Raw genomic sequence first — 23,208 nt, forward strand, 5'->3', positions numbered from 1 at the left:
TCCTGTTACGCTTCCATGGCCTTGATAACGGCTGTGCAACGGGGGCAGAGCGTGGGATGGCCTGCGTCGGTGCCAAGTTCCGTGCTGTAAATCCAGCAGCGTTCGCATTTTTCGCCGTGAGCTTTTTCCACGCCGATGGCAAGCCCGGCGATTTCTTCATCGCAGTATGCGCCTTGCGGTGCGCTTTCAAGTGGCTGCATGGCGATTTGCGAAACAATGCAGAAGGCGCGCAGGTCAGTGTTCAGGCCTTCAAGGCGCTGGCGCAGTTCGTCTGCCACAAAGAGGGTCACGCGGGTGTCAAGCGAGTGGCCGATGACGCCATCGCGCCGCATGGGTTCAATAGCCTTGGTCACGGCCCCGCGCACGGCGGCGAGCATGTTCCAGTCATCACGCGTGCCTTCGTCAAGCAGAAGGGGGGCAGATTCAATGGGCTGAAGGGCAAATACCGTGGGTTCCGCGCCGCGCAGGCCTTCGGGCAGATGCGCAAAGATTTCTTCCGCGGTGAAGGAGAGCACGGGGGCCATGTCGCGCAGCAGCAATCCAAGGATATGCCACAGGGCTGTTTGGGCCGAGCGGCGTTCCGCACTGGCGGGGCCGGAGGCGTAGAGTCGGTCTTTCAGCACGTCCAGATACATGGACGAAAGGTCGGTCACGCAGTAGTTGTGCAGGGTGTGGTAGACCTTGTGGAAGTCAAAATCCATATATGCCTGCTGCACACGATCATGTACGCGGGCTGCTGCGTCAATGGCAAATCGGTCGAGGGGCAGCAGCTCGTTCAGCGGCAGCAGATCATCCTTGCCGAAGCCTTCAAGATTGCCCAGGATAAAGCGGCAGGTATTGCGGATGCGGCGGTAGGCATCCACAAGGCGGCCAAGGATTTCGTCAGAAATGCGGATGTCTTCGCGGTATTCCACCGAAGAAACCCACAGGCGCACGATTTCTGCGCCGAACTTTTCAATGAGTTCTTGCGGCGCAATGGTGTTGCCAATGGATTTGGACATCTTGCGGCCTTCGCCGTCCACCACATAGCCGTGGGTGAGCACAGCCTTGTAGGGCGCGCGCTGACGCGTACCTTCGCTGACCAGCAGCGAGCTGTGGAACCAGCCACGGTGCTGATCCGAACCTTCCAGATACAGATCGGCGGGGTAGGCAAGCTCCGGGCGCTGCTCAAGCACCGCGGCAAAGCTGGTGCCGGAGTCGAACCACACGTCAAGAATGTCGGTTTCGCGCTTCCAGTGGTTGCCGCCGCAGTGCGGGCAGGCAAGGCCTTCCGGCACGATTTCCGAAAGTTCGGCCTCGTACCAGTAATCGCAACCGGTGGGGTGCTTGGCAAAGCGGTCGCAAAGATCGCGCATCCAGTTGGGATCATTCCAGGCTTCGCCGCAGTCTTCGCAGAGCAGGGCCATGATGGGCACGCCCCATTGGCGCTGGCGCGAGATGCACCAGTCAGGCCGGAATTCGATCATGTTGTGGATGCGTTCGCGGCCCCAGGCGGGGATCCAGCGCACCTGCTCGTCAATGGCCTTGAGCGCGCGGCCGCGCAGGTCGTTCTTTTCCATGCTGATGAACCACTGGGTGGTTGCGCGGAAAATAACCGGTTGCTTGCAGCGCCAGCAGTGCGGGTAGGAGTGCTTGATTTTGGCCTGACGCAGCAATGCGCCGACTTCTTCAAGTTTTTCAATGACCTTGGGGTTGGCTTCAAAAACATTCAACCCGGCAAAAAATTGCACGGTGGGCAAAAAGCACCCGGCGTCGTCCATGGGCGAATAGACTTCGAGGCCGTATTTGAGGCCCACTTCGTAGTCTTCGCGGCCATGGCCGGGGGCGGTGTGTACGCAGCCCGTGCCAGCTTCAAGGGTGACGTGCTGGCCCAGAATGATGGGCGACACGCGGTCGTAGAATGGGTGGCGTGCCTTGAGGCCCTCAAGCTGTTCGCCGGTGGCGCGGCCAAGAATTTTGGGTTCGCTCCAGCCGAACTGCTCCGCGCAGGAGGCGAGCAGTTCTTCGGCCAGCACATACTGCGCGCCGTCCACTTCCACGAGAACATAGGTGAACTCGGGGTGCAGGCACACGGCCATGTTGTCCGGCAGCGTCCAGGGGGTGGTGGTCCAGATGACCACAAAGGCATGGGCGGGATCCGCAGCGGAGAAGACCTTTTTCAGGCCATCGTCCTGCAAGGGAAAGCGCACAAAGATGGAAGGGGACGTGTGGTCGTAGTATTCCACCTCTGCCTCTGCAAGGGCCGTGTGGCAAGAGCAGCACCAGTAGATGGGCTTTTTGGAGCGCATGACGCCGCCCGTTTCCACAAAATTGGCAAGCTCGCGGGCGGTGGCGGCCTCGTAGGTGGGCCTCATGCTCATGTAGGGATCTTCCCAGTTGCCGAGCACGCCGAGACGACGAAATTCCTTGCGCTGCACGTCGATCCACTTGGAGGCGTAATCGCGGCAGAGCTTGCGCACCACATGGGCGGGCAGGGTCTTTTTCTTTTCTTTCAGTTCCTGCTCAACCTTGTGCTCAATGGGCAGGCCGTGACAGTCCCAGCCCGGCACATAGCGCGAGGCAAAACCAGCCATGTTGCGCGATTTAACAATAATGTCCTTGAGAATCTTGTTCAGGGCAGTGCCCATGTGAATGTGGCCGTTGGCATAGGGCGGGCCGTCGTGCAGCACGTAGGTTCCCTTGCTGCCGGAAGCTTCAACCATTGCTTCGTAGCTGTTGATGGCATCCCATTTTTTCAGGGTTTCCGGCTCACGCTGGGCCAGGTTGGCTTTCATGGGAAAGGCGGTCTGAGGCAGGTTCAATGTTTTCTTATAATCGCTCATGCTGGCTCCCGGCACAGTTCAACTCAAGGACTTGGCAATATAGTACGGTGAAAAAATCGCTCTACTGTGGGCAAAGAGCGGGGCAAAGTCAAGGAGAGCAGGGCACCGTGTGCCTGCTGACGTAGCCTGCAAGTGCGCAGGCTGGGCATGAAAAAGTTTGGCAGATCGCACTGATATTGTGTAGCTGCATGACAACCCGCCTTGCAAAATGCGCCTTTTGATGAACAAAATGGCTGGATCATACTCTGGAGCACCAACAAAAAGGGCGTTTCAGACGCGTTGCGCGCAGGAGTGAAACGCCCGGGATTTTCAACGTGTTCCGCCGCAATTACAGCACAATTATGTGGGGTAGGCCGTCAAAAGTTGGCCGGTGCTCCATCCATGGCCTGGGCCAGTTCGCGTAGCGCCGAGAGGCTGTCTTCAGCTTCTTGCGGCGTCATGGTGTGCAGGGCAAAACCGGCGTGCACAATCACATAATCGCCGACCTTGGGTTCTTCGGGCAGCAGCATGATGGAGGCGGTGAGAAAAGTGGAGCTTTCGCCCACGCGTACGCGGGCCATGCCCTCTCCCTGAAGTTCTTCAATTCTAGCTGGTATGGCAAGACACATATTTGGTACCTCTTGGAAGGCAGATAATCACTGAATGCCCGGCTGCAAGGCCGCGACTGTCCCGCAGGTTTTCAGCTTATCAGCGCGGCAAGCTTCACGCAAGGTGCCTTGAACAAGTGGCGGCAGGGAACGCAACGGACAGAACAATTCAGAGCTGTTCAGCATCCATTGCTATTGCCCGTTACGCTGCCCCTGCCAATGCCGTCCGTGTATGGAGTGGGCCTTATGACCGTGATGCACGGTACCGTTCCCTTCATGCTCCAAGTTCTCTGTACATGGCTTCGGCATTCTGTATGGCGCGGTACGCCCCCTGATTAAGTGGATAGTCCCACGAGCCGCTTCGCAGTTCGATGCGGCCGCCAAAGCCGACCTTGAAGCGGTGCAAACCGTTGAAGGGGTGAGTGGCGTCAGGCGTGGGTGAAACAGCGCCCATTTCGTAACTGCGGCAGCCAAGTTGCCGCGCAATACGCATGCCTTTCCAGTGCATAAGACTGGATGCCATGTAGTTGCGCTTGGTGTTGCCCGATGCCCCGTACAGAAAGTTGGCGTGCTGCCCTGAAATGCCGATTATGGCGCCGGAGAGGAGATCACGCCCGTGCCGGGCTAGTAAAAATACAATATCTGCTTCATCCTTTGCGCCGAAATTGCATCGGAACATGGCCGAAAACTGCTTGCTGCTGCATGGGGCAAAGCCGTTTCTTCTGGCTGTCTGTTCGTACAGGCCGTAAAAATCAGCAAGGTTGCTGCTGTCCGCTATCTCCACAGTCACGCCCTTGCGCCGGGCCAGGCCGATATTGTAGCGGGTTTTTGGCTTCATTCTGCCAAGGATGTCGTCTTCGCTGCCGTCAAGATCCACCACCAGCGAACTGGCTACAGTCATGTCTGCGGAAGTTTTTTTGAAGTTCCAGAATCTGGTGCCCATGTTCATACGCATTTCGCGTATGCGCGCTTCAGGAAAGGCACACCAGCCCTGCTCCTGCATTTCGTCCGCATACAGGGACTTCCACGGCAGGTCGTAACGGATAAAGGCCACATCCGGCTCAAGCCGGTCTGCCAGGGCAACGGAAAGGTCTTCCAGATACTGCCCGTATGAATCCTCTGAAGGCGCATACTCCGGCCCCTGCGGCACAAGAGCCATTTTGTGCCCGCAATGGTCTTTGATCAGCACCAGCACGTCGCCCCAGGTTTCTGTAGAATGAATGTCAAAAGCCATGGGGGCCATGCCCATATGCGATTTGACCTGCGCCCAGTAGGGGGTCTGAAACAGGATGTCTGTCGGATTCAGTTCGCTAGTCGCCTTGGCGATCACGTCCACCATGATACCTCCTCGCATAGGTGGGGATAGGGTGCTTCCGTCGCTGACAAAACAGGCAACGGCTGATGAAATGAGCTTACATGTCGTAATGCCCGGCACGTTCCGGCTGGTCTTCCACTTCCTGCACCACGAGGTGCAGGGTTCCGCCGTTAGGGTTGGGCCAGTGGATTTCATCACCCTCGGCAAGCCCCAGCAGCGCGCTGCCCACAGGCGCCAGAATGGAAATGGAATCCTCGCTGGCGTCTGATTTGCCGGGGTACACAAGCTTCAGGCGGCGCTCGGTGCCAGAAGGCAGCATAGCAAAACGCACGGTGGAGTTCATGGTCACCACTGAGGATGGCACTTCTTCGGGGGCCACAACGTTTGCGCGGTAGAGTTCTTCTTCCAGAGCCTTGCGCCCGGGGAATCCGTCGGCGGGCAGGGTCTCCAGCAGGGTTTCCAGCCTCGCGGCGTCCTTGGTTGTAATTGTAATATTTGGATATTCTTGCATATTTTCCTCCAGTGTGCTGCGCAAAGCAGCGCATGTTGCATAAAAAAGAGGGCGTAACCGGTACGCCCTCTTTTTTGTGAATCGTAGTTATGCGGGCGTTATCAGGTTGCAAAAAAGCCGCGAAGCTTTGTCACTTCGCGGGAAATGTTTTTTGCAAAAGAAACGCAGAAACGCATTGTATTGTCCTGATCAAAAAAAATGTATGGATGCAGAAAAAAGTGCAGCTTTCCTTTATACGGAAAGCTTGCCGCAACGATTGCCTGATTTGTATCAGTTTACCCTAACAGGTGGCCTGCGTATGTGCAAGCACAAAAGCAAAACTTCGGTCCAGGTGTAAAATTATCAATTAATATAGTGTGCATGAATTTTTCGGGCAGAGGGTGCCGCAACCAGCAGAGCAAAAAACAAGGGCGGAGCCTTGCGGTTCCGCCCTTGTGATTCCGTACCCCGAGCAGGCTAGTGCTTGGAGTTGTTGTTACGTTCTTTCTTTTCGGGGAACAGGACGAAGTTCCAGTACAGCACATAAAGGGGCAGTACCACAAACATCATCACATAAGCCCAGCTCTTCGTGAAGAGAAAATACTGATAGAAAGTATTGAATTCCATGGGATTCTCCTCCTACGCGCGGCTTAGTGCTCGCCCTTGAAGTCTGGGTGTTCGTACAGCACCGGCATGTTGTAGACGATAAAGCGGTAGACCGTGACAATCATGGTCACCACAAACATGGAGATGCAGATTTCCCAGATGCTGGGGAAGTAGCGTTCCGCCGACGGCAAGTTGTAGTTGAAGGCGATCATGGAAACGTTGAAGCGGTTCAGCACGATGCCCAGCACCGTGTTGGTCGCGCCAATGCGGCACAGGGTCAGATTGCGGTCACGCGCGCCCTTGGCGTAGATCAGGGCGGGCATCAGCACAAAGCCCAGCATTTCCACCAGCCACCAGACCCCGTAACCCGTGAAGAGGTAGGGGAAGTTGGCCTGCACAAGCAGGTCGATAAGCTTGAGCATGAAGTAGGCAAAGAGAATGAACGAGGCCGCGCGGGCAAAGCTGAAGGTCACGTCGTCAGCTTCGCGCAGGTGGGTTTTATCCATGTAGTGATGCACGCCACGGTGGGCCAGCATGCCTTCAAAGATAACCATGGACGCGCCGGCGGCCATGGAGCTCACAAAGAAGAACATGGGCATGAAGGGCGAGTACCACAGGGGAAACAACTTGCCGGGGGAGATCAGGTAGAGCGAACCCAGCGAGGATTGGTGCAGGGTGGACAGGGTCACACCAAAAATGGTCAGCGGAATGGTGCACTTGACCACGATCTTGCGAACCTTGAGGAGCCAGGGGTACCGGCAGGACAGCCATTCCAGCGGGGCCACCGAGAATTCGATGAGCAGCACGGAAACGTAGGTCGCCACGCACAGGCCCACTTCAAAGAGGACGGACGTGGTGCCGGGGAAGAAGAACATGAAGGGCAGACGCAGCGGATGGCCCAGATCGTACAGCAGGGCGATAACCACGAAGGTGTAGCCCAGAAAGGCTGTGGTGATGGCCGGGCGCACCGCCGAGTGAAAGTGCTTCATGCCCATGATGTAGCAGGCGACAGTGGTAAAATAGCCGCCGGCTGCAAGGCACACGCCGCACAGAAGGTCAAAGCCGATCCACATGCCCCAAGGCTGCACATCGCTGAGGTTGGTGACGGAACCGATGCCCACGGTAAAACGGATAACGGTGATGACAAGGCCCACCGCCAGAATGATGGCGGAAATGATGTTGCCAGGGGTGGGCGTCAGGAATTCGCTGATATTGAACAGCTTGTCCCTGGTGGGAATAACTATGCTGTGGTGTGCCATTTATTTATCCTCCCCGTGCTCCTTGCAGCACGCCGCTTCCCGAGCCTTCAAGGCATCGGTCATTGCGCGGCGGGCTGTGTCGGCAGCGCCCGGACCCTGGGTTTCCTCAATCTTGCGCACGGCTGCGTCAACGGCTGCGGCCAGATCGTCCTTGGTCTCCTTGACGTGTGCGTCCTTCTCCGCCTTGAATATGGCGTCGCGGCGTTTGGTCATGGCGTAAGCACCGCCAAACAGCACAGGCCAGAAGGCCACGATCATGGGCACGGTACCCAGAGCGCCGTAGGTCAACTCGCCCATGGGCTGCGTACCCAGGTGCTTGTCGAGCCCAAGCTGCTTGAGTTCACTGGTGTCGGCGTGGGCATCATGGGCTTTGGCGTCCTTGGCGGCGGCAGGAGCAGCCACGGCAGGAGAAAGCACCATCCATGCGGTACCGCCGGCATCGTGTTCGCCGTAAACGTAGTTCACGTACTTGCCGGGATTTTCAGTGATGCGCGAGCGGGCAATCCTGATCAGGTCGCTGCGGCGGCCAAAGGTCAGGGCGTCCATGGGGCAGGCTTCCACGCAACCGGGCAGCTTGCCTTCCTTGAGGCGGGGTTCGCAGAAGGTGCACTTCTGCACCAGGGGATCGAACGCCTCATCGTACTGGAAGCCCGGCACATAGAAGGGACAGGCAACCATGCAGTACCGGCAGCCCACGCACTGTGAACCTTCGTAGGTCACGCTGCCGTCAGGCTGCTTCTGGAAGCATTTGGCAAAACAGGCCGAGGCGCAGGCCGGGTCGTTGCAGTGGAAGCACTGCAACTTGCGGAACACGTCCTTACCGTTGACGTTGTACTTGTTAACCACTGTCCACTCATAGGCCGAAGTGCGGCGCTTGGTGGCAGTCACCGAAAGGTCGGTGAAGGGTTTTTTGGGCTTGGGCAGGTGGTTCACCGCGTTGCAGGCTTCTTCGCAACGGCGGCAGCCGATGCAGCGCGTGGTGTCATGCAGCACGCCGTAGCTGTCTGCATAATAGGGGAAGGTGTGTACCCCGGCATTGGCCACCTTGGCAGTGCCCAATGCCGAAATCACGCCCGCGCTTCCCATGATGGCCAGGAATTTTCTGCGATTCATATGCGTTTCTCCGTGCAGTTGGCGCCCTACGGGCGGGCCTTATGACAAGTGGTGCAGTCGGTGTTCTTAGGACGACCCACGTTCATACCCTGGTGGCAACCCATGCACTGGAGGTGATAGGCGGCCTTGAGGTTGGGACGGTTGGGATTGGCGGGGTCGATTTCCTTGGTGTGACAACTGCCGCACTTGGGAGGCGTAGCCGAAAGCGGGCTTCTGTGGTGGCATGTGGCGCACAGAGTCTCGGGTTTGTTGTGGAAAGCTTCGGCCAGCTTGTCGCCCTTGATGCGTTCCATAAGGGAGGCCATATGGCGGCGGTGCGTGAAGTTGCTGGGCTCGTACTTGTCGGCCAGCGCATCAATGCTCACCTTGTAGGGGCCCTGCATGGCAGTAAGGGGCTGCACGGGCTTGTGGTTCAGCACGGTTTCAGCGGCCAGGGCCTCGTTCTGGTCGGGGGGCAGTTTGCCCTTGATGCCCTGTTGCATCTGCTCCGGCGTCATGGAAGACGTAACATTGTGGCAGGTGGCGCACCATGCCTGGTCGCGCTTGGGCGTCACAATGGCGTGGCAGCCCGCGCATTCGCGCCGTTCTTTGGTTTGCTGTTCATGACAGCTCACGCAGCTCACAGGGGTGTTGCCCTTGGCGCGTTTGGCGATATTTGTGGCATGCATGGCGCGGTCAAGCGTCACGAAATTGCCTTCCGCCTTGCCTTCCGTAGTGTGGCAGGTGCTACAGGCCACAGGATCGCCGGTGTGGTGGCATGTTTCGCAGTTTGCAATCTTTTTCTCATGAGCGAGATGATTGAAAACAGCGGGTTTCATGGCCGCGCCCTTGGGATTGGGCTTGGCGCTTACCGGAAACATGACAATGGCCGACGGCGCGCCGCTGTCTGTCGGCTCCAAAGCTGCGGCCGTGGCCGTTCCAGCTCCGAGCGCCGTCAGACACGCCGCGCCCGCCAGGGCCAGAGCCGCCAGCAAAAGCAGTGATGTGCCGTTCCTCATGTGCTTGTCCTTTTGCAATCAGACATTACCCCAACGCCCGCCGCATACATTGCAGCGGGTTCCTCCGTACCCCCGATCCCTACGGGGGCGAACACGCAGATATTGAAACGGTATCCCAGCCTGCAAGACACGTCAAGGAGGGGCCGTTGTTGTAATTGCTTCTTATGCCTTGGGAACAGGGCGCTTGGGATATTTTTCGCTAAAAAGAGCGCTTTATTGATTGTTCACGCAACCTACGGAAAACACAGATTGTTTGCGAAAAAACATGCGTATTGTGTGATTTTGGCCTAACAAGGGCGTTCAGCAGAGCACAGAAGAGGCGAATAGCTGTGCGCCTGCAAACACTTCAAGATGTTTCTGCGTAATGTTCAGCGCATCAGAGACGTGTCCGGTGCCGGAAAAGCCATAAATAACAGTGAGCAGCCGCCGGGGCGAAGATGTGTCCGGCCCGTCCTCGGCAATCATGGCCCGGCGGGAATCGCTGCAAGGGCAGCCGAACGCGCCCTGATCATCCGCCAGAAGGGGCATGCGGCAGAGGTCGAGTTCGTCCTTGCCAATGCCCGCATAGGCTTCGCCTTCTCGCCCCGCGCGCAGCACAATGTTGCCGCTCAGGCGGGCAAGATCGTAGGTGCCAAGCGAAAAGCCCGTTTCAAGCGAAACCAGATTGTTGGCATCCACTGCGGAGTTTATGCGGTACAGATCCTTGCCCTGCCGCACGCGGCGGTAGAGCGCCTCGGAGGAAATGCGTACCCGGCCCGGATCGCGCCCAAAAGCCTTGAATGCCTGACGCGAGGGGCCTATCTGCGGCATGTCGGCAAGTTCCGTGCGTTCAAGACTCAGCCGCAAACCGGGCAGAACATTCTGGTTGAAGAATTGCCACAGCCGCGGTTCCTCGGCCCGAACAGGAGCAGACCAGAAAACACAGCCAAGGGCCGTATCAGGCCAGATCGAACGTAATTCCGGATCAATGGAAATGGCGGGCATGAGCATAACTACGGGTACTCCCTGCAATGACTTGAAACAGAAATAATGGTTTCAGGCGGGGCCTCCCCGCAACGCATTTCAATGCCGACGTTTTATCTGCTGCGCGTCTCCTGCCAGAAGCGGCAGGCGGCCTTCACCACTGCGGTGGGATCGTCCGGGGGCAGCCATTGGGCCTCGGGCCGGGCGCGAAACCACGTAAGTTGCCGCTTGGCGTAGGCCCGCGTGTTGCGCAGCCAGAGGGAACGGCAGTCCTCAAGAGAAAGACGGCCCTGCAAGTGCGCCAGCGCTTCGGCGCAGCCAATGCCCGACCAGCCCGGCGCGGCGGGGTCGGCGCAATGACGCATGGCCGCGCGGGCCTCGTCAAGCGCGCCACCCGCAAGCATGAGGTCAAGACGGCGGGCCAGCCGTGGCTCAAGCCATGTAAGGGTAGCGTCCAGCGTCAGCAGGGGGCCGACGCAGAGCGGCGTACTCATGGAATTGCTGTGCCACCACGTAAAGGGCCGTCCCGTGCTTTGGCAGACCTCCAGCGCGCGGATGATGCGCTGCCGGTCGTTGGGGTGGATTTTGGCGGCATAGGCCGGGTCGGCCTGCGCCAGTTCTGCATGCAGGGCGGGCGCGCCCTGCGCGTCCACACGGGCGGTGATTGCAGCGGTGAGTTGCGGGTCAACGGGCGGAATTTCCGCCATGCCCCGCAGCAAGGCCTGAAAGTACAGCCCGGTGCCGCCCACCAGCAGGGGCGTTTTGCCCCGTGCAAGGATGTCGCGCACCTTGTCCACGGCGGCTTCTGCCCATCGGCCAGCGCTGATCTTGTTTTCCGTAGCCAAAAAACCGTACAGGTGGTGCGGGCAGCAGGCGCGTTCTTCCGCCGAGGGCTGGGCCGTAATCAAGGGGAAATCGGCATAGACCTGACGCGAATCAGCGTTGACCACCTCGCCGTCAAGGGCAGCGGCCAGAGCAAGCGCCGCCGCCGTTTTTCCCGAACCGGTAGGTCCGGCCAGGCAGATAACCGGCAACGGCGCAGAAGTCGTTTCAGTCATGATCACTTGACGCGGAAGCCGCCAAAAGGCGGAGCAAGACAGGGCGTACCCTGACGCACTTCACCTTTGTGGTATTTATCCATCAGGGCCGTGCGCACGTTTTCAGGCACAAGGCCCTTGATGTCCGCGCCGTGGCTGGCGGCAGCCTTGACGATGGTGGAGCTGATGAACAGCCACTGGTAGTCGGTCATCAAAAAGACCGTCTGGATGTGGCGTTGCAGGCGGCGGTTCATGAGCGCCAGCTGGAATTCGTACTCAAAGTCCGAGGCGGCGCGCAGCCCGCGCAGCAGGGCGCAGGCCCCGCGTTGGGCCGCGTATTCCACGGTGAGGCCGGAGAAAGGCTCCACCACGGCGCGCGGTTCATCCTTGAGCGCCTCCCGGGCCATTTCCACCCGTTCTTCATGGCTGAACAGGGGGAACTTGGGCGTGTTGTCCGCCACGGCCACAACAATTTGGTCAAATACTTCGCAGCCGCGCCGGATAAGGCTCAGGTGCCCGTTGGTCAGCGGATCGAAAGTGCCGGGGTAGAGTGCTATTCTCATGGCAGTGTCCAGATGCATATGCGTGTCTGACCGAACAGGCGCTCGGCCTCAAGAGTCCATTCTGCGGGCAGGTTTACCCGTGCGTCTTTTTCAATTTCAGCCGTTACAAATGCCCCCGGTGCAAGCCAGCGGCGCGTGGCCAGCAGCCTGAACGCCGGGTCGGCAAGATTTTTGCGGTAGGGCGGATCCATAAAAATAAGCGAATACGGTTCCGCCGGGGGAGTTTTGAGCACACGCAGCACATCGTCGCTCACAATGCGGGTCTGGTCCTCCACCCCAAGGGCGGCGATGTTGGCCTTGAGGCAGCGCACGGCCTGGGGGGCCATCTCCACCAGCAGGGCGTGTTCCGCCCCCCGGCTGATGGCCTCAAAGGCCAGGCTGCCGCTGCCCGCAAAGAGATCAAGCACCCTTGCGCTGTACCAGTCAATACCGCGCGCGGCGAGCATGGAAAAAAGCGCCTCGCGCGTTTTGCCCATGGCGGGGCGATAGCCCTCGCCTTCAACAGTCTTAAGGTTGCGTCCGCCAAGACGCCCCGAAATAATCCGCATGACGGCCTACATGCGTGAGAGCAGGCGGGTGAGGGCGTAATCCATCTTTTCCATGGCCTCCTGCAGCTCGGTTTGTTCCACCCAGGGGCGGTTTTCAACATCGGCCATCTTGTCTTTGAACATGCCCCATTTGCGTTCCACCTCGTCCGTGAGGAACGTCCAGTTGACGCGGGGATGGGCCTGGGTTTCGTGCTGCACGGTTTCGGTGAGCTGCGGCCCTTCAAGCACCATTTCTTCAAGATAGGTGGCAATAAGGGGGCGCTTGGCGAATTTTTGCTCAATGAGTCCGGCCAGCACGCTCTGGGCCTTTGTTTCGCCGTGAGTCAGCACCACCTGCGCGCCGTTGCCGGTCAGCGGTTTGAGCCATTCAAGCAGCTGGCTTTGCCCGGCGTGGCCGGAAAATCCGTTGATGGTGAAAATGCGGGCGGCAACTTCAACATCTTCGCCGAACAGAGTGATCTTTTTGGCTTTTTCCACCAGCTTGCGGCCCGGCGTACCCACGCCCTGATAGCCCACAAAAACAATGCTTGCGCCGGGCTTCCAGATATTGTGGCGCAGGTGGTGGCGCACACGGCCCGCGTTGCACATGCCGCTGGCAGAAATGACGATGGCAGGGCCCTTGTAGTCATTGATGGCCTGAGATTCGGCTGCGGAAAGCGTGTAGCGCAGGTTGGGCAGCGAGAAGGGATCATCGCCGCCGTTGAGCATTTTGAGGGCTTCATCGTCAAAAAGTTCGCGGTTGCGCTCAAAAACTTCTGTGGCGCGGATGGCCAGGGGGCTGTCCACAAATACGGGCATATCCGCTGGCAGTTTGTTCTGCTTGGTGAGCATGTGCAGGCAATAGAGCACTTCCTGCGTGCGCTCCACGGCAAATGCCGGAATAATTACCTTTTCGCCCTTGCCGTAGCTGTAGGCAATGGCTTCGCCCAGTTCGTCCACGCTGAGGCTTTCGTCCTTGTGGTCACGGTCGCCGTAGGTGGATTCCATGAACACGTAGTCGGCCTTGGGCGGGGTTTCTGGGCTGCGCACAATGAGCGACTGCGGGCGGCCAATGTCGCCCGAAAATATGAGGCTGGTGGTTTTGCCGTCTTCATCGGCCTCAAGGCGCAAGGAGCCGGAACCAAGAATATGGCCAGCATCATAGTAGGTTACGCGAATGCCCGGTGCAGGCTCAAACACCTTGTGGTAATCGACAGTCTGAAAAAGGGTAGCCGTTTTTTGGGCGTCCTCAACATTGTACAGGGCCGTGGGGGGATTTTTAAGCCCGCGCCGCTGGTATTTGCGCGCTTCCCACAGGGCTTCCATTTCCTGAATGTGGGCGCTGTCCTGCAACATGAGGTCCAGCAGTTCGCTGGTGGCCTTGGTGCAGAAAATGGGGCCGGCAAAGCCCTCCTTGACCATCTTGGGCAGCAGGCCGGAGTGGTCAATGTGGGCGTGGGTGACAAGAATAAAGTCAATAGCGGTGGGCTGATAAAGTTCAGCTTCGCGGTTGCGGGCTTCAATGGCCTTGTTGCCCTGATGCATGCCGCAGTCGATGCAAAAACGCTTGCCAGCCGCTTCAACCATATAACACGAACCGGTCACGGTTTGCGCCGCGCCCAGAAATTGTACTTTCATTTGTTCCTCCACTGAGGGTTGGCGGCTTGAGAGGCCGCAAGCCCCTTGCTGACCGCGATACAAGGCGGAAAAGACGCAAGGAGACTTTTTTCCATAGCCGCAAGCGCGCCCCAGCGTCAAGCAAGGGCACAGCCGGCAATGTTCCCGCATTGCCTTTGGCCGAAGGCCCACATATACTGAAAGTTATGGGCCCGTGCGGCGTCTTTTGCGTGCAGGCCTCCCCCCATACTTCAAGAGGAACAAGGAGCATTCATGCCTGAACTGCAACAGAACATGATTGACGATCTCACTTCCGTCACCACAGAATCCTGGCGCACCTTCCGCATCATGGCGGAAATGGTGGAGGCGCTTGATACGCTCAACGCGCTCAAGGTCAAATGCATATCCCTTTTTGGCACTGCGCGGTGCAAACCGGATTCGCAGGAATATAAAGATGCTGAAAAAATTTCGCGCCTGCTCGTGGAGGCTGGATTTGGCATCATCAGCGGCGGCGGCCCCGGTATTATGGAAGCCGCCAACAAGGGCGCGTGCGAGGCAGGCGGCGTTTCCGTTGGCCTGCACATCCAGTTGCCGCATGAACAGGGTTGCAACCAGTATGTAAAAACACGCTGCAATTTCCGCTACTTTTTCATCCGCAAGTTCATGTTTGTCAAATATGCCATGGCCTACGTGGTCATGCCCGGCGGCATGGGCACCATTGATGAACTTTCCGAGGCCTTTGTGCTGGCCCAGACCGGGCGCACACGGCCCTTTCCCATCATTCTGTACGATTCGAGCTACTGGAGCGGCCTGCTGGAATGGATGCGCAAGACCATGGTTGCGCGGGGCTTCATCAAGGAAGGTGAAATCGACAAACTCATTACGGTTTGCGACACGCCCGAAGAAGTGGTTGCCCAGTTGTGCAGGGTAATTATTTAGCCGCCGTATGAATACGGGTAGCTCTGACGCGCGGGCCTTTTCTCCTGCCGGGCCGTTAACGCCGCCCCCGCCGGGTCATACATGGCAGGGGCTGATGCGGCTTGCCCTGGAAAAGGCCCGCGCCAGCGGCGCAGCGGGCGAGGTGCCCGTGGGCGCGCTGGTAGTGGCTCCGGGTGGCCGCATCCTTGCCTGTTGCGGCAATGCGCCCATCGGCGGCAATGATCCCACCGCCCATGCCGAGGTGCTGGCGCTTCGGGCCGCCGGGGCTGCGCTTGGCAACTACAGGCTCAACCAGTGTGTGCTGGTGGTGACGCTTGAACCCTGCGCCATGTGCGCCGCTGCCATAATCCATGCGCGCATTGCGGGGCTTGTGTACGGCGCAGCCGACCCCCTGGCCGGGGCTGTTGTTTCCCGAGCCGAATATTTTGACGCCCAGTGCGCCAATCACAGGGTATGGCACATGGGCGGCGTGCTTTCCGAGGAATGCGCCGCCTTGCTGCACGACTTTTTTGGCCAGAGGCGCGAGCCGGCTGGCATGTCGAAATGAAGCCGCGGCGGGGTCTGAGTCCTGCATCCGCCGCACAACCTGCCACAGGAGCAGTATGCTCGAACTGACAGTATTTATGAGCGGCGCGCTGGTCATGGTGCTTGAAATGGTCGGCGCGCGGGTATTGGCCCCGCATGTGGGAACATCTGCCGTAGTGTGGACAAGCCTTATAGGCGTGGTGCTGGCCTGCCTTGCCTTGGGCGCATGGGCGGGAGGGCGGATGGCCGACAAAACTCTTTCCCGGCGGGGGCTGGCCCTGGCTCTGGCCGGGGCAGGCCTTGGCAGCGGGCTGACGGCCTTGTGCCATGAGGCCATCGGCCAATGGGTGACGGCTGCCGTGGGTAACCTGTATGCGGCGGCGGTTCTGGCGGCGGTGTGCATTTTTGCCCTGCCCGCCTTTTTTTTCGGCATGGTGACGCCTTATGCCATACGCCTGCGCATCGAGAGCGTGGATTCCTCAGGTGCTACCGTGGGCAGGCTTTACGCCCTCTCCACTGCGGGCAGTATTGTGGGAACCTTTCTGGGCGGCTTTATTCTCATATCCTTTTTGGGCAGCACGAGCATCTTGTGGGGTGTGGCTGCGGCCATGCTGGGGCTTTCGCTGTGCAACGGCGGGGGGCGGGTACGTTTACGCGCCGTGCTGCTGGCTGTATGCGGGCTTATGGCTGTGGCGGCGGCAATCTATGGCCGCTGGCAGGATGGCAGGGCCATGAGCCATCTTGTGGAAAGCCCCTATAACAGCATCCGCATTTTTGAAGGTGTAGACTGGGCGCAGAACGGCAGGCCCGTGCGTCTTATGGCTACTGACCCCGGTTACAGCCAGTCGGGCATGTATCTGGATGCCCCCAATGAGCTGTATTTTCGGTACACCCAGTTTTATGCGCTGGGGCCGCATTTTACGCCCCATGCGAGCCGGGTGCTCATGCTTGGCGGCGGAGGATATTCTGTTCCAAAGTGGTTGCTGGCCGATAATTCCCCTCTGGCAAAGCCCGAGGCCACGCGCGTGACAGTTGTGGAGCTTGACCCGGCCATGACGGAAACGGCCCGGCGCTGGTTTTCGCTGCGCGACGATCCCCGCCTGACAGTGCGCCACGAGGACGCCAGGGCTTTTTTGAACCGTCAGCGTGATCAGTATGACTTGGTGTTTGTGGATGTTTTCAACTCGCACTACGCCGTGCCTTTCCAGATGGGAACGAGCGAGGCTGCCGCCGCTCTGCGGCGGGCGGTGGCTCCTGGCGGGGTTGTGCTCATGAACGTCATTTCCGCCGTGGAAGGGCAGGATGGCCGCCTGTTCCAGGGGATTTTCAACGCATTGCGGCAGTCTTTTGCCGAGGTGCAGGTGTATTGCGCTGGCGGCGAACCACCCGACAAGCTGCAAAACCTTATGCTTGCCGCTTTTCCCGAGCAGCGGCCCGCCATCACGGCGGGCGCGTTGCCATCCCTTGCGGCAGCAGGCACAGAAAATGCCGATTCAGGCGGCTTGCGCCTTGCCGATATGCTGGCAAGCAGGTACACGGGCCCAGACCCTTTTGCCACCCCTGCGCTTACGGATGATTTTGCCCCGGTGGAACGCTACACGCTGGTTTTGTTGCGCCAGTAGGCGCGCAGGCGGCAATGCTTGCAGAGGGCAGAGGAAAAAGCTATTCTTGTGCCCTAACGTGAGGGAGGCGCATATGGACAATAGTGTTGTCAAACCCGTCAATCCCAATGATCTCGTGCTGGGTATCGTTGGGAGAAAGTATGTAAGCGGCAGTTCTCTGACCACGGCGGAAGAACTGATGGCTCTTTCTGCCTCTGCTGGAGTGACTGCCAACAGCTATGGTCCCGGCCCCGCCGAAATGGTGCTGAAGAGGCCGGAACTACCGGAAAGTGTCAAAGGGATGCTGGTCGAACACGCCGGGTAAGTTTTTTGTCAGAAGCGCGGTTGCCCGCCGCTGCCCGTCTGTGCCGGATGGCCGCAAGGCCCGGAAGGCAGCGCTTGGCCCTTGATTGCTGTTACTACGTTACTAATGCCTACTTGGGGGGCTTTTTTGAACGAAACAATTGATGATCTCACAGTGCAGTTTGAGGAAAACGGTCAGGTGATCGTTAACGAACTGGACAAGGTTGTACTGAGCAAGGGTGCGTGGACGACCATACTTTTTCGCTACCAGCAGTGGCAGCCCGAAAAGGATTGCTTTGGCCCGGACATGTACGTTATCCGCCGCTACAAAAAGGCGGGGGGCGAATACCGCCAGCAGTCCAAATTCAACATTTCCAGCGCGGATCAGGCCCGCAAGATTGTTGACGCCCTGAGTTCCTGGATCAATTAGAAAAGCCTCGGCAGAGCGGGCAGTTACAGCTTTTGCAAATACACTCCGCGTTAAACCGGGGTAAGCGCATGCCTGCGCGTGCACATTTCACACCGCAGCTCGCAGTGTATTTAACCAGCTATGCCATCTGGCAAAGGCCGACTCTTTCTGGAGAGTCGGCCTTTTTTTGTGGAGCAGGGCTGAGGTTGGCAGTACAAAAGCCCTCAAACAGGCTTTTGTACTGCCATGCGCAGGAAGCGCCCCGGTTTATCAGGGCGCTTCGCGCAGGAGGAGGGAAGGGGATACGCCCATGTGGCAGCATCGGCGTATACGCAGCTGTGGCTGCGGAGGCAATGGTTGCGGCGCAGTTGCGGCCTGTCCGCTACCATTATGTATGTTGAAACATATCGAGGGGGGCGTTAGCGTTGCGTTAAGGATTATCGACAGCCTGCTGTTGCAGACGCATGTCGGCTGGAGGGCAGGCAATGCACTGCAAAAACACCCTGCCAAGCTCCGCTGAAAAAATCTGATTGCTGTATGGACATAGCGGTACCGAATTTTAGCGGGTATTCCATATCCAAAAAATACAGTATACCCGCATTTCGTGCCAAACAAAATTGAGAAAGCTGAAGTTTGGCAAAAAACACTGCGAACCGGTAGGGAAATGCGGTACCGCCAGCGGGCAGGCCCAGTTTTTTGCTTGAAAAAAATAATATCTATTGACATTGAAAATGCCCCAAACTATGTTCAGGCAATCACTGATTGGGTATAGTAAATTTTTTTGCAGAGGCTTTACATGGGTAAGGCTCCAAGCGGAAAGTCTACCTCCCGTAATCTCTGGAGTCTTTATGGCTACTTCTATCTACGTCGGCAATCTGCCCTGGTCCGCCACTCAGGAAAGCGTTGAATCCCTGTTCAGCCCCTACGGCGAAGTTCTTTCCGTGAAGCTCGTTTCCGACCGCGAAACCGGCCGCGCCCGTGGCTTTGGCTTTGTGGAAATGGAAGACGCCGACGCCATCAATGCCATTGCCGCTCTTGACGGCAAGGAATTTGACGGCCGCGCCCTTCGCATCAACAAGGCTGAGCCCAAAAAGCCCGCCCCCCGTCGCTGGTAGTCGACCAAATTCGCTTGATATGGAAGGCCGCGAGAAATCGCGGCCTTCTTTTGTCTTAAAAACAGTTTTAACGAACAGGGCTGCGTGCCCGGCTGTTGCGCAGAGAAGAGTACGGCCTCATGACAATGCGAAAGGAACAGCAGGCTGTCCCGAGTCAGCCTTCATATCGGCTCATGCGGTAGCCGATGCCCACATGGGTGCGGATGCAATCACATTGCGGCGAGGCGGCCTCCAGTTTTTTGCGCAAGGTTGCCATGAACACGCGCAATGAAGGAAGCGACTGCGGCAGGGCACTGCCCCACACGGCCTGCAGGATTGTTTTGTGTGTAAGCACCTTGCCCACATTGTTTGCCAGCAGACACAGCAGTTTGTATTCCATGGGCGCAAGATGCACCTGTTGTCCGGCAACGCTCACGCACCCTGCGGCAAAATCAATTTTCAGTTCGCCATTTTCAAAGCTGCTTTCACTGTGGCCCATGTGCCCGCGCTCATAACGAACGCGCCGCAGGGCGGCGCGCAGCCGGGCCAGCAGTTCATCAACGCTGAAAGGTTTGGTAAGGTAGTCGTCCGCACCTGCGTCCAGCGCGGCCACCTTGTCGTCATCTTCCGTTCGGGCGCTCAGCACAATGATGGGCAGCATGGACCACTGGCGCACCGCCCGGATGATATCCACGCCGTCCATATCCGGCAGGCCAAGATCAAGCAGGATGACGTCGGGATTTGCCCGCGAAGCCTCTGCAAGGGCCTCGCGCCCGGTGGCGGCGGTCAGAAAGGATATGCCGCGGCTCTCAAGTGTGGTGGTCACAAGCGCGCGGATGACCTTGTCGTCTTCGACCACAAGAATACGCTCGGGAACGCCGTTGGCGTTCTGCGCTGGCGGAGTAGCAGCTGGCGAATTTAGCGGCATGGAGGCTCCTTCTGTCAGGCCGGGAGGGTAAAATCTTCGGTTTCGCGCGGCAAAGTCATGGAAAAAACCGCGCCATGCGGCGTGTTGTCAAATACCTCAATACTTCCGCCGTGGGCCTGCACAATGCTGCGGCACAAGGCCAGCCCAAGCCCCATGCCTCTGCGGCCATCGCCATTTTTTATGGCTGCGGAGTGGAACATGTCAAAAATGCGGTTCTGTTCCTCTTTTGAAATTCCGGGGCCGTTATCGGCAACTTCCAGCCTGACCCACGGCCCGTCAGCCCTCGCCCGTATGCGGATGGCTGTTCCCGCTGGCGTATGTTTGACGGCATTGTCCAGCAGGTTGACCAGCACCTGCACCATGAGCCGCGCGTCCATGCGGGCCATAAGCAGGCCTTCGGGCATTTCCGCGCGCAAATCGTGTTGCGCTGCACGGCGGCTGGTGATCTGCACGGCTTCTGCAATAACATCTTCAAGCAGTTCCGGCTCAAGGCGAAGAGTAAAGTCCTGCTGCTCAAGACGGGTGAGGGCCAGCAGATTTTCCACCATGCCCACAAGGTAGCGGGCTTCCTCTTCAATGGAAGAGGCTAGGGCCGCATTGCGTTCCGGCGAGCAGGACACGCCCTGCTCGGCAAGGATGGCGGCATTGCCGCAGATGCCGGTGAGCGGCGTGCGCAGATCGTGCGAGATGGAGCGCAGCACATCGGCACGCAGTTTTTCCTGCTGCGCACGTACGGCAATGCTGGCGTTGGCCTGCGTGAGTCGTTCTTTTTCCAGAGCCAGCGCGCATTCCCCTGCCAGGGCCAGAACAAGGTTTTTGCTGTTGGCATCGGCAAGCGGAGCCGTGCGACCTGGCAGAACATGCAACTCGGCCACGGCGAGCACGGCAGACTGGCTGCTGATGGGGATAAAGCTGTGTCGTGATCCGGGCAGGGAATCTGTTCCCGCGCCGGCAGGGCGGTTATTTTTGGCAACCCACTGGGCAACGCCCAGTTCGTCCTTTGGCGTGTCCTTGCTGTGCCGGGAGGCAGCGCGTGGGCTGCCAGAACCCTGCATTTTGTCAGCCCGGTAGGGGAAAATGGGCCGGGTTTCAAGCAGTCCTTGCCGCACGGAATAGAGCGTTGTTTCGCACCCCAGCAGGGTGCCAAGCTGGCGGGCAGTTTCCAGCAGGATGGCAGGTTCGTCCTTGGCTTTTTGCAGGCGGCGGCTGTTGCCCAGAAGCAGCTCCGTATGCAGCGCCCGCACTGCGCTTTGCCTCGCCTGCATGCGGGCCCGCCCCGTGATGGCGCTGGTGGCGGCGGAAACCAGCAGCATTGCGCAAAAAAGCCCCACATAGTCCGTATCGTAAACTGTAAAGCTGAAACGCGGCTCAACAAAGAGAAAATCGAAAAGGCCCACCCCGGCCACAGAGGCCGCCACGCCGTACCACGGCCCGGTGGTGAGGATGGAAACGCCCAACACTCCGAGCATGTACAGACCCGCAATGCCGCCATTGGGCATGCCCAGCGAGAACATGAGCAGGCCTGCGACGCTGCACACGGCCATGATCGCAGAGGTGGCGCACCATTGCCGCCAGGAACGGGGGGCTGTGCCCCGCAATGCCCTGAGCGCTGCAAACAAAGGCCCGGCATGTTCGGGCGTTCTGCCCACGGGCACGGCATCGGGGATAATGTAGGTTTCCATCTCCGGCGCAAGTTCGGCAAGGCGTTCCACCAGCGTCTTGCTTTTGCGGAACAGCCACCCGCCAGCCGGGGAGCGGCCCACCACAATCTTGCTCACCCCGCTCATGCGCGCGTACTCCGCTATTTGGGCGGGAACGTCCTCGCCGTGCAGGGTCACGATAACCGCCCCCAGGTCTTCCGCCAGTTTCAGGTTGCTGTGCAGTGTGTCGCGGCTTTTGGCGTCACTTCGGCGCGGCGCAGCGTTTTGTACAAAAAGGGCTGTAAAATCAGCATGAAAGGCCTCTACCATGCGGGCGGCGGTGCGGATAACCCGCGCATTGCTGGGCGCGCCTGAAAGGCAGATGAGAATGTGCTCCTTGATCTGACGCCCTGTTTCCTGCCCTCCGCCAGCTGCGGATGCCCGCCGGTTGACGCGGTCGGCCATGCGGCGCAGGGCAATCTCCCGCAAAGCGATGAGATTCGCAGGCAGGAAAAAGTGCCCCAGCGCCCGTTGCGCCTGCGCCTCGGCGTATATCTTGCCTTCGCGCAGGCGTGATACGAGCTCGTCTGGCTCCAGATCAACCAGCTCCACCTGATCGGCCCCGTCAAATACGCTGTCGGGTATGCGCTCGCGCACCACAACTCCGGTCATGGCGGCAACCACATCATTGAGGCTTTCCAGATGCTGCACGTTGACCGAGGTCCATACGGATATGCCCGCCTGGAGCAGCTCTTCCACATCCTGAAAGCGCTTGCGGTTGCGGCAGCCCTGCGTATTGGAGTGGGCCAGCTCGTCCACAAGGGCGATTTCCGGCTTGCGGGCCAGTACGGCATCCACATCCAGTTCGTTGAGCGTGATGGTCCTGTGCTCGATCCGCAGGAGCGGCACGGCTTCCAGACCCGGCAGCAGGGCCGCTGTTTCCGGCCTTGGGTGCGGCTCCACATAGCCCACAACAATGCGGTGTCCCTGTTCCTGAGCGGCGTGGGCCGCCCGAAGCATGGAATATGTTTTGCCCACGCCAGCCGCATAGCCGAAAAATATCTTGAGCAATCCTCTGGGTGATGGGCGCACGATTGTGCCCGCCTCGCCAGCGAGGGGCTTGCCGCCCGGAGCCACCTGTTGCAACTGGGCAAGCAGGGCATCTGGGGATGGACGTTTGTAGCTGTCTGTCATGGTTGTTTCCAGGTTCGTATGCCGCCCGGCATTCAGCGGGGAGCAGCGGCCGATGCCACTGAAGCAGTGCGTCCGTTGGGCAGCAGGCCTTCCAGCGCCAGATTGACTTCAAGCACGTTGACCCGCGCCTCGCCCAGCAGCCCCAGGGTGCGCCCTTGCGTGTACATGGCGATGGTACGGCGCACTTCCGAAGCCGTAAAACCTGTGGTGCGGGCCAGCCGCTCCACCTGAAACTCTGCGGCGGCTGGCGAAATATGCGGATCAAGCCCGCTGCCTGATTCCGTCAGCAGATCCACAGGAATGGGCTGGCCGGATTTTTCCGGATGCGCCAGCCGGATGCGTGCCGCGCGCTCCTGCAACGTTGTAGCGTATGCGGCTGTGGCAGGGCTTTTGTTGCTTGGCCCGGCGTAGAGCAGGGGCCTGCCGTTGTCGGTATACGTAGCGGTGTCTGCACTCACGGGGCGGCCCCAAAGGTGTTTGGCGGCTGTGAAGGGTTGGCCCAGCAATGTGCTGTACTGCCTGCCCTTGGCGGCAATGATACTGCCTTCGGCCTGAAAGGGAAACAGCGCCTTGCCCGCCAGGGTGAGCGCGCCGGTATAGACGCAGGTGAGGGCCGTCATGATGCACAGAAAAACCAGAGAGCGGCGCAGCAATGTTGTGATGGACATGATGCTTCTC

22 protein-coding genes are annotated in these 23,208 nt (G+C 59.0%); 6 read left to right on the top strand and 16 right to left on the bottom strand.

The features are described 5' to 3' along the window. Positions 1–5: 5 nt before the first annotated feature. From ileS to G449_RS0103530, 13 genes are all read right to left on the bottom strand, one after another. A complete protein-coding gene (ileS, locus tag G449_RS0103470) occupies positions 6–2,822 on the bottom strand; it encodes an isoleucine--tRNA ligase (protein WP_022657918.1) in 2,817 nt (938 codons plus the stop codon). A 356-nt stretch (positions 2,823–3,178) separates the two neighbouring features. Continuing rightward, the gene (locus G449_RS0103475; protein ID WP_022657919.1) at positions 3,179–3,430 is read right to left on the bottom strand and encodes a HypC/HybG/HupF family hydrogenase formation chaperone; all 252 of its coding nucleotides are present in this window, start codon (positions 3,428–3,430) and stop codon (positions 3,179–3,181) included. A gap of 253 nt (positions 3,431–3,683) precedes the next feature. Beyond that, positions 3,684–4,748 carry a lipid II:glycine glycyltransferase FemX gene (locus G449_RS0103480; protein WP_022657920.1) on the bottom strand — a complete coding sequence of 355 codons (1,065 nt, stop codon included), beginning with the start codon at positions 4,746–4,748 and terminating at the stop codon, positions 3,684–3,686. Positions 4,749–4,821: 73 nt separating this feature from the next. Further along, positions 4,822–5,235 carry a nucleoside diphosphate kinase regulator gene (gene rnk, locus G449_RS0103485; RefSeq protein ID WP_022657921.1) on the bottom strand — a complete coding sequence of 138 codons (414 nt, stop codon included), beginning with the start codon at positions 5,233–5,235 and terminating at the stop codon, positions 4,822–4,824. A gap of 456 nt (positions 5,236–5,691) precedes the next feature. After that, positions 5,692–5,841, bottom strand: coding sequence for a hypothetical protein (locus G449_RS18530; RefSeq protein WP_022657922.1), 150 nt, complete (start codon positions 5,839–5,841; stop codon positions 5,692–5,694). A 23-nt stretch (positions 5,842–5,864) separates the two neighbouring features. Then, positions 5,865–7,079, bottom strand: coding sequence for a sulfate respiration complex protein HmcC (gene hmcC / locus G449_RS0103495; protein WP_022657923.1), 1,215 nt, complete (start codon positions 7,077–7,079; stop codon positions 5,865–5,867). Continuing rightward, on the bottom strand, positions 7,080–8,192 hold the full coding sequence (gene hmcB, locus G449_RS0103500; protein WP_022657924.1) for a sulfate respiration complex iron-sulfur protein HmcB: 1,113 nt from the start codon (positions 8,190–8,192) through the stop codon (positions 7,080–7,082). A 26-nt stretch (positions 8,193–8,218) separates the two neighbouring features. Then, positions 8,219–9,190 (bottom strand): nine-heme cytochrome c, encoded by a 972-nt coding sequence (locus tag G449_RS0103505; protein ID WP_027180671.1) that lies wholly within the window; start codon positions 9,188–9,190, stop codon positions 8,219–8,221. Between the two features lie 300 nt (positions 9,191–9,490). After that, complete coding sequence (locus G449_RS0103510) at positions 9,491–10,180, bottom strand: B3/B4 domain-containing protein (protein WP_022657925.1); 690 nt, start codon at positions 10,178–10,180, stop codon at positions 9,491–9,493. Between the two features lie 86 nt (positions 10,181–10,266). After that, positions 10,267–11,211 carry a tRNA (adenosine(37)-N6)-dimethylallyltransferase MiaA gene (gene miaA / locus G449_RS0103515; protein ID WP_027180672.1) on the bottom strand — a complete coding sequence of 315 codons (945 nt, stop codon included), beginning with the start codon at positions 11,209–11,211 and terminating at the stop codon, positions 10,267–10,269. A gap of 2 nt (positions 11,212–11,213) precedes the next feature. Then, complete coding sequence (gene coaD, locus G449_RS0103520) at positions 11,214–11,771, bottom strand: pantetheine-phosphate adenylyltransferase (RefSeq protein WP_411329692.1); 558 nt, start codon at positions 11,769–11,771, stop codon at positions 11,214–11,216. Continuing rightward, a complete protein-coding gene (rsmD, locus tag G449_RS0103525) occupies positions 11,750–12,301 on the bottom strand; it encodes a 16S rRNA (guanine(966)-N(2))-methyltransferase RsmD (protein WP_022657928.1) in 552 nt (183 codons plus the stop codon). Before rsmD ends, coaD begins: the two co-directional genes overlap by 22 nt. Positions 12,302–12,307: 6 nt before the next feature. Next, on the bottom strand, positions 12,308–13,918 hold the full coding sequence (locus G449_RS0103530) for an MBL fold metallo-hydrolase RNA specificity domain-containing protein (RefSeq protein ID WP_022657929.1): 1,611 nt from the start codon (positions 13,916–13,918) through the stop codon (positions 12,308–12,310). 252 nt (positions 13,919–14,170) lie between these two features. Here G449_RS0103530 and G449_RS0103535 point away from each other — a divergent pair, with 252 nt between their 5' ends. From G449_RS0103535 to G449_RS0103560, 6 genes are all read left to right on the top strand, one after another. Further along, complete coding sequence (locus G449_RS0103535) at positions 14,171–14,836, top strand: LOG family protein (RefSeq protein ID WP_022657930.1); 666 nt, start codon at positions 14,171–14,173, stop codon at positions 14,834–14,836. Positions 14,837–14,843: 7 nt separating this feature from the next. After that, positions 14,844–15,383, top strand: a complete 540-nt coding sequence (gene tadA, locus G449_RS15825; protein WP_051135365.1) for a tRNA adenosine(34) deaminase TadA — start codon at positions 14,844–14,846, stop codon at positions 15,381–15,383. A gap of 55 nt (positions 15,384–15,438) precedes the next feature. Further along, a complete protein-coding gene (locus G449_RS0103545) occupies positions 15,439–16,983 on the top strand; it encodes a fused MFS/spermidine synthase (protein WP_022657932.1) in 1,545 nt (514 codons plus the stop codon). Between the two features lie 73 nt (positions 16,984–17,056). After that, on the top strand, positions 17,057–17,287 hold the full coding sequence (locus tag G449_RS0103550; protein WP_022657933.1) for a hypothetical protein: 231 nt from the start codon (positions 17,057–17,059) through the stop codon (positions 17,285–17,287). Positions 17,288–17,413: 126 nt separating this feature from the next. Next, positions 17,414–17,695: a hypothetical protein gene (locus tag G449_RS0103555; protein WP_027180673.1), complete on the top strand. Its 282-nt coding sequence runs from the start codon at positions 17,414–17,416 to the stop codon at positions 17,693–17,695. Between the two features lie 827 nt (positions 17,696–18,522). Continuing rightward, positions 18,523–18,789, top strand: coding sequence for an RNA recognition motif domain-containing protein (locus G449_RS0103560; RefSeq protein ID WP_022657935.1), 267 nt, complete (start codon positions 18,523–18,525; stop codon positions 18,787–18,789). Positions 18,790–18,943: 154 nt separating this feature from the next. Here the strand turns inward: G449_RS0103560 and G449_RS0103565 are convergent, their stop codons facing one another. Genes G449_RS0103565 through G449_RS15835 form a run of 3 tightly spaced genes read right to left on the bottom strand, consistent with a single transcriptional unit; the run spans position 18,944 to position 23,198 of the window. Beyond that, positions 18,944–19,696, bottom strand: a complete 753-nt coding sequence (locus G449_RS0103565; protein ID WP_022657936.1) for a response regulator — start codon at positions 19,694–19,696, stop codon at positions 18,944–18,946. Positions 19,697–19,710: 14 nt separating this feature from the next. Further along, positions 19,711–22,530, bottom strand: coding sequence for a sensor histidine kinase (locus G449_RS15830; protein WP_022657937.1), 2,820 nt, complete (start codon positions 22,528–22,530; stop codon positions 19,711–19,713). 32 nt (positions 22,531–22,562) lie between these two features. Continuing rightward, on the bottom strand, positions 22,563–23,198 hold the full coding sequence (locus G449_RS15835; RefSeq protein ID WP_022657938.1) for a potassium-transporting ATPase subunit C: 636 nt from the start codon (positions 23,196–23,198) through the stop codon (positions 22,563–22,565). Between the last annotated feature and the right edge of the window lie 10 nt (positions 23,199–23,208).

Origin of the sequence: Desulfovibrio desulfuricans DSM 642 (genome assembly GCF_000420465.1) — a bacterium.
Lineage (GTDB): Bacteria > Desulfobacterota > Desulfovibrionia > Desulfovibrionales > Desulfovibrionaceae > Desulfovibrio > Desulfovibrio desulfuricans.

Excerpts from the sequence above, each read along its gene's own strand:
- ileS (WP_022657918.1), bottom strand. The coding sequence starts at position 2,822 with ATGAGCGATTATAAGAAAACATTGAACCTGCCTCAGACCGCCTTTCCC.
- G449_RS0103475 (WP_022657919.1), bottom strand. The coding sequence starts at position 3,430 with ATGTGTCTTGCCATACCAGCTAGAATTGAAGAACTTCAGGGAGAGGGC.
- G449_RS0103480 (WP_022657920.1), bottom strand. The coding sequence starts at position 4,748 with ATGGTGGACGTGATCGCCAAGGCGACTAGCGAACTGAATCCGACAGAC.
- rnk (WP_022657921.1), bottom strand. The coding sequence starts at position 5,235 with ATGCAAGAATATCCAAATATTACAATTACAACCAAGGACGCCGCGAGG.
- G449_RS18530 (WP_022657922.1), bottom strand. The coding sequence starts at position 5,841 with ATGGAATTCAATACTTTCTATCAGTATTTTCTCTTCACGAAGAGCTGG.
- hmcC (WP_022657923.1), bottom strand. The coding sequence starts at position 7,079 with ATGGCACACCACAGCATAGTTATTCCCACCAGGGACAAGCTGTTCAAT.
- hmcB (WP_022657924.1), bottom strand. The coding sequence starts at position 8,192 with ATGAATCGCAGAAAATTCCTGGCCATCATGGGAAGCGCGGGCGTGATT.
- G449_RS0103505 (WP_027180671.1), bottom strand. The coding sequence starts at position 9,190 with ATGAGGAACGGCACATCACTGCTTTTGCTGGCGGCTCTGGCCCTGGCG.
- G449_RS0103510 (WP_022657925.1), bottom strand. The coding sequence starts at position 10,180 with ATGCTCATGCCCGCCATTTCCATTGATCCGGAATTACGTTCGATCTGG.
- miaA (WP_027180672.1), bottom strand. The coding sequence starts at position 11,211 with ATGACTGAAACGACTTCTGCGCCGTTGCCGGTTATCTGCCTGGCCGGA.
- coaD (WP_411329692.1), bottom strand. The coding sequence starts at position 11,771 with ATGCATCTGGACACTGCCATGAGAATAGCACTCTACCCCGGCACTTTC.
- rsmD (WP_022657928.1), bottom strand. The coding sequence starts at position 12,301 with ATGCGGATTATTTCGGGGCGTCTTGGCGGACGCAACCTTAAGACTGTT.
- G449_RS0103530 (WP_022657929.1), bottom strand. The coding sequence starts at position 13,918 with ATGAAAGTACAATTTCTGGGCGCGGCGCAAACCGTGACCGGTTCGTGT.
- G449_RS0103535 (WP_022657930.1), top strand. The coding sequence starts at position 14,171 with ATGCCTGAACTGCAACAGAACATGATTGACGATCTCACTTCCGTCACC.
- tadA (WP_051135365.1), top strand. The coding sequence starts at position 14,844 with ATGAATACGGGTAGCTCTGACGCGCGGGCCTTTTCTCCTGCCGGGCCG.
- G449_RS0103545 (WP_022657932.1), top strand. The coding sequence starts at position 15,439 with ATGCTCGAACTGACAGTATTTATGAGCGGCGCGCTGGTCATGGTGCTT.
- G449_RS0103550 (WP_022657933.1), top strand. The coding sequence starts at position 17,057 with ATGGACAATAGTGTTGTCAAACCCGTCAATCCCAATGATCTCGTGCTG.
- G449_RS0103560 (WP_022657935.1), top strand. The coding sequence starts at position 18,523 with ATGGCTACTTCTATCTACGTCGGCAATCTGCCCTGGTCCGCCACTCAG.
- G449_RS0103565 (WP_022657936.1), bottom strand. The coding sequence starts at position 19,696 with ATGCCGCTAAATTCGCCAGCTGCTACTCCGCCAGCGCAGAACGCCAAC.
- G449_RS15830 (WP_022657937.1), bottom strand. The coding sequence starts at position 22,530 with ATGACAGACAGCTACAAACGTCCATCCCCAGATGCCCTGCTTGCCCAG.
- G449_RS15835 (WP_022657938.1), bottom strand. The coding sequence starts at position 23,198 with ATGTCCATCACAACATTGCTGCGCCGCTCTCTGGTTTTTCTGTGCATC.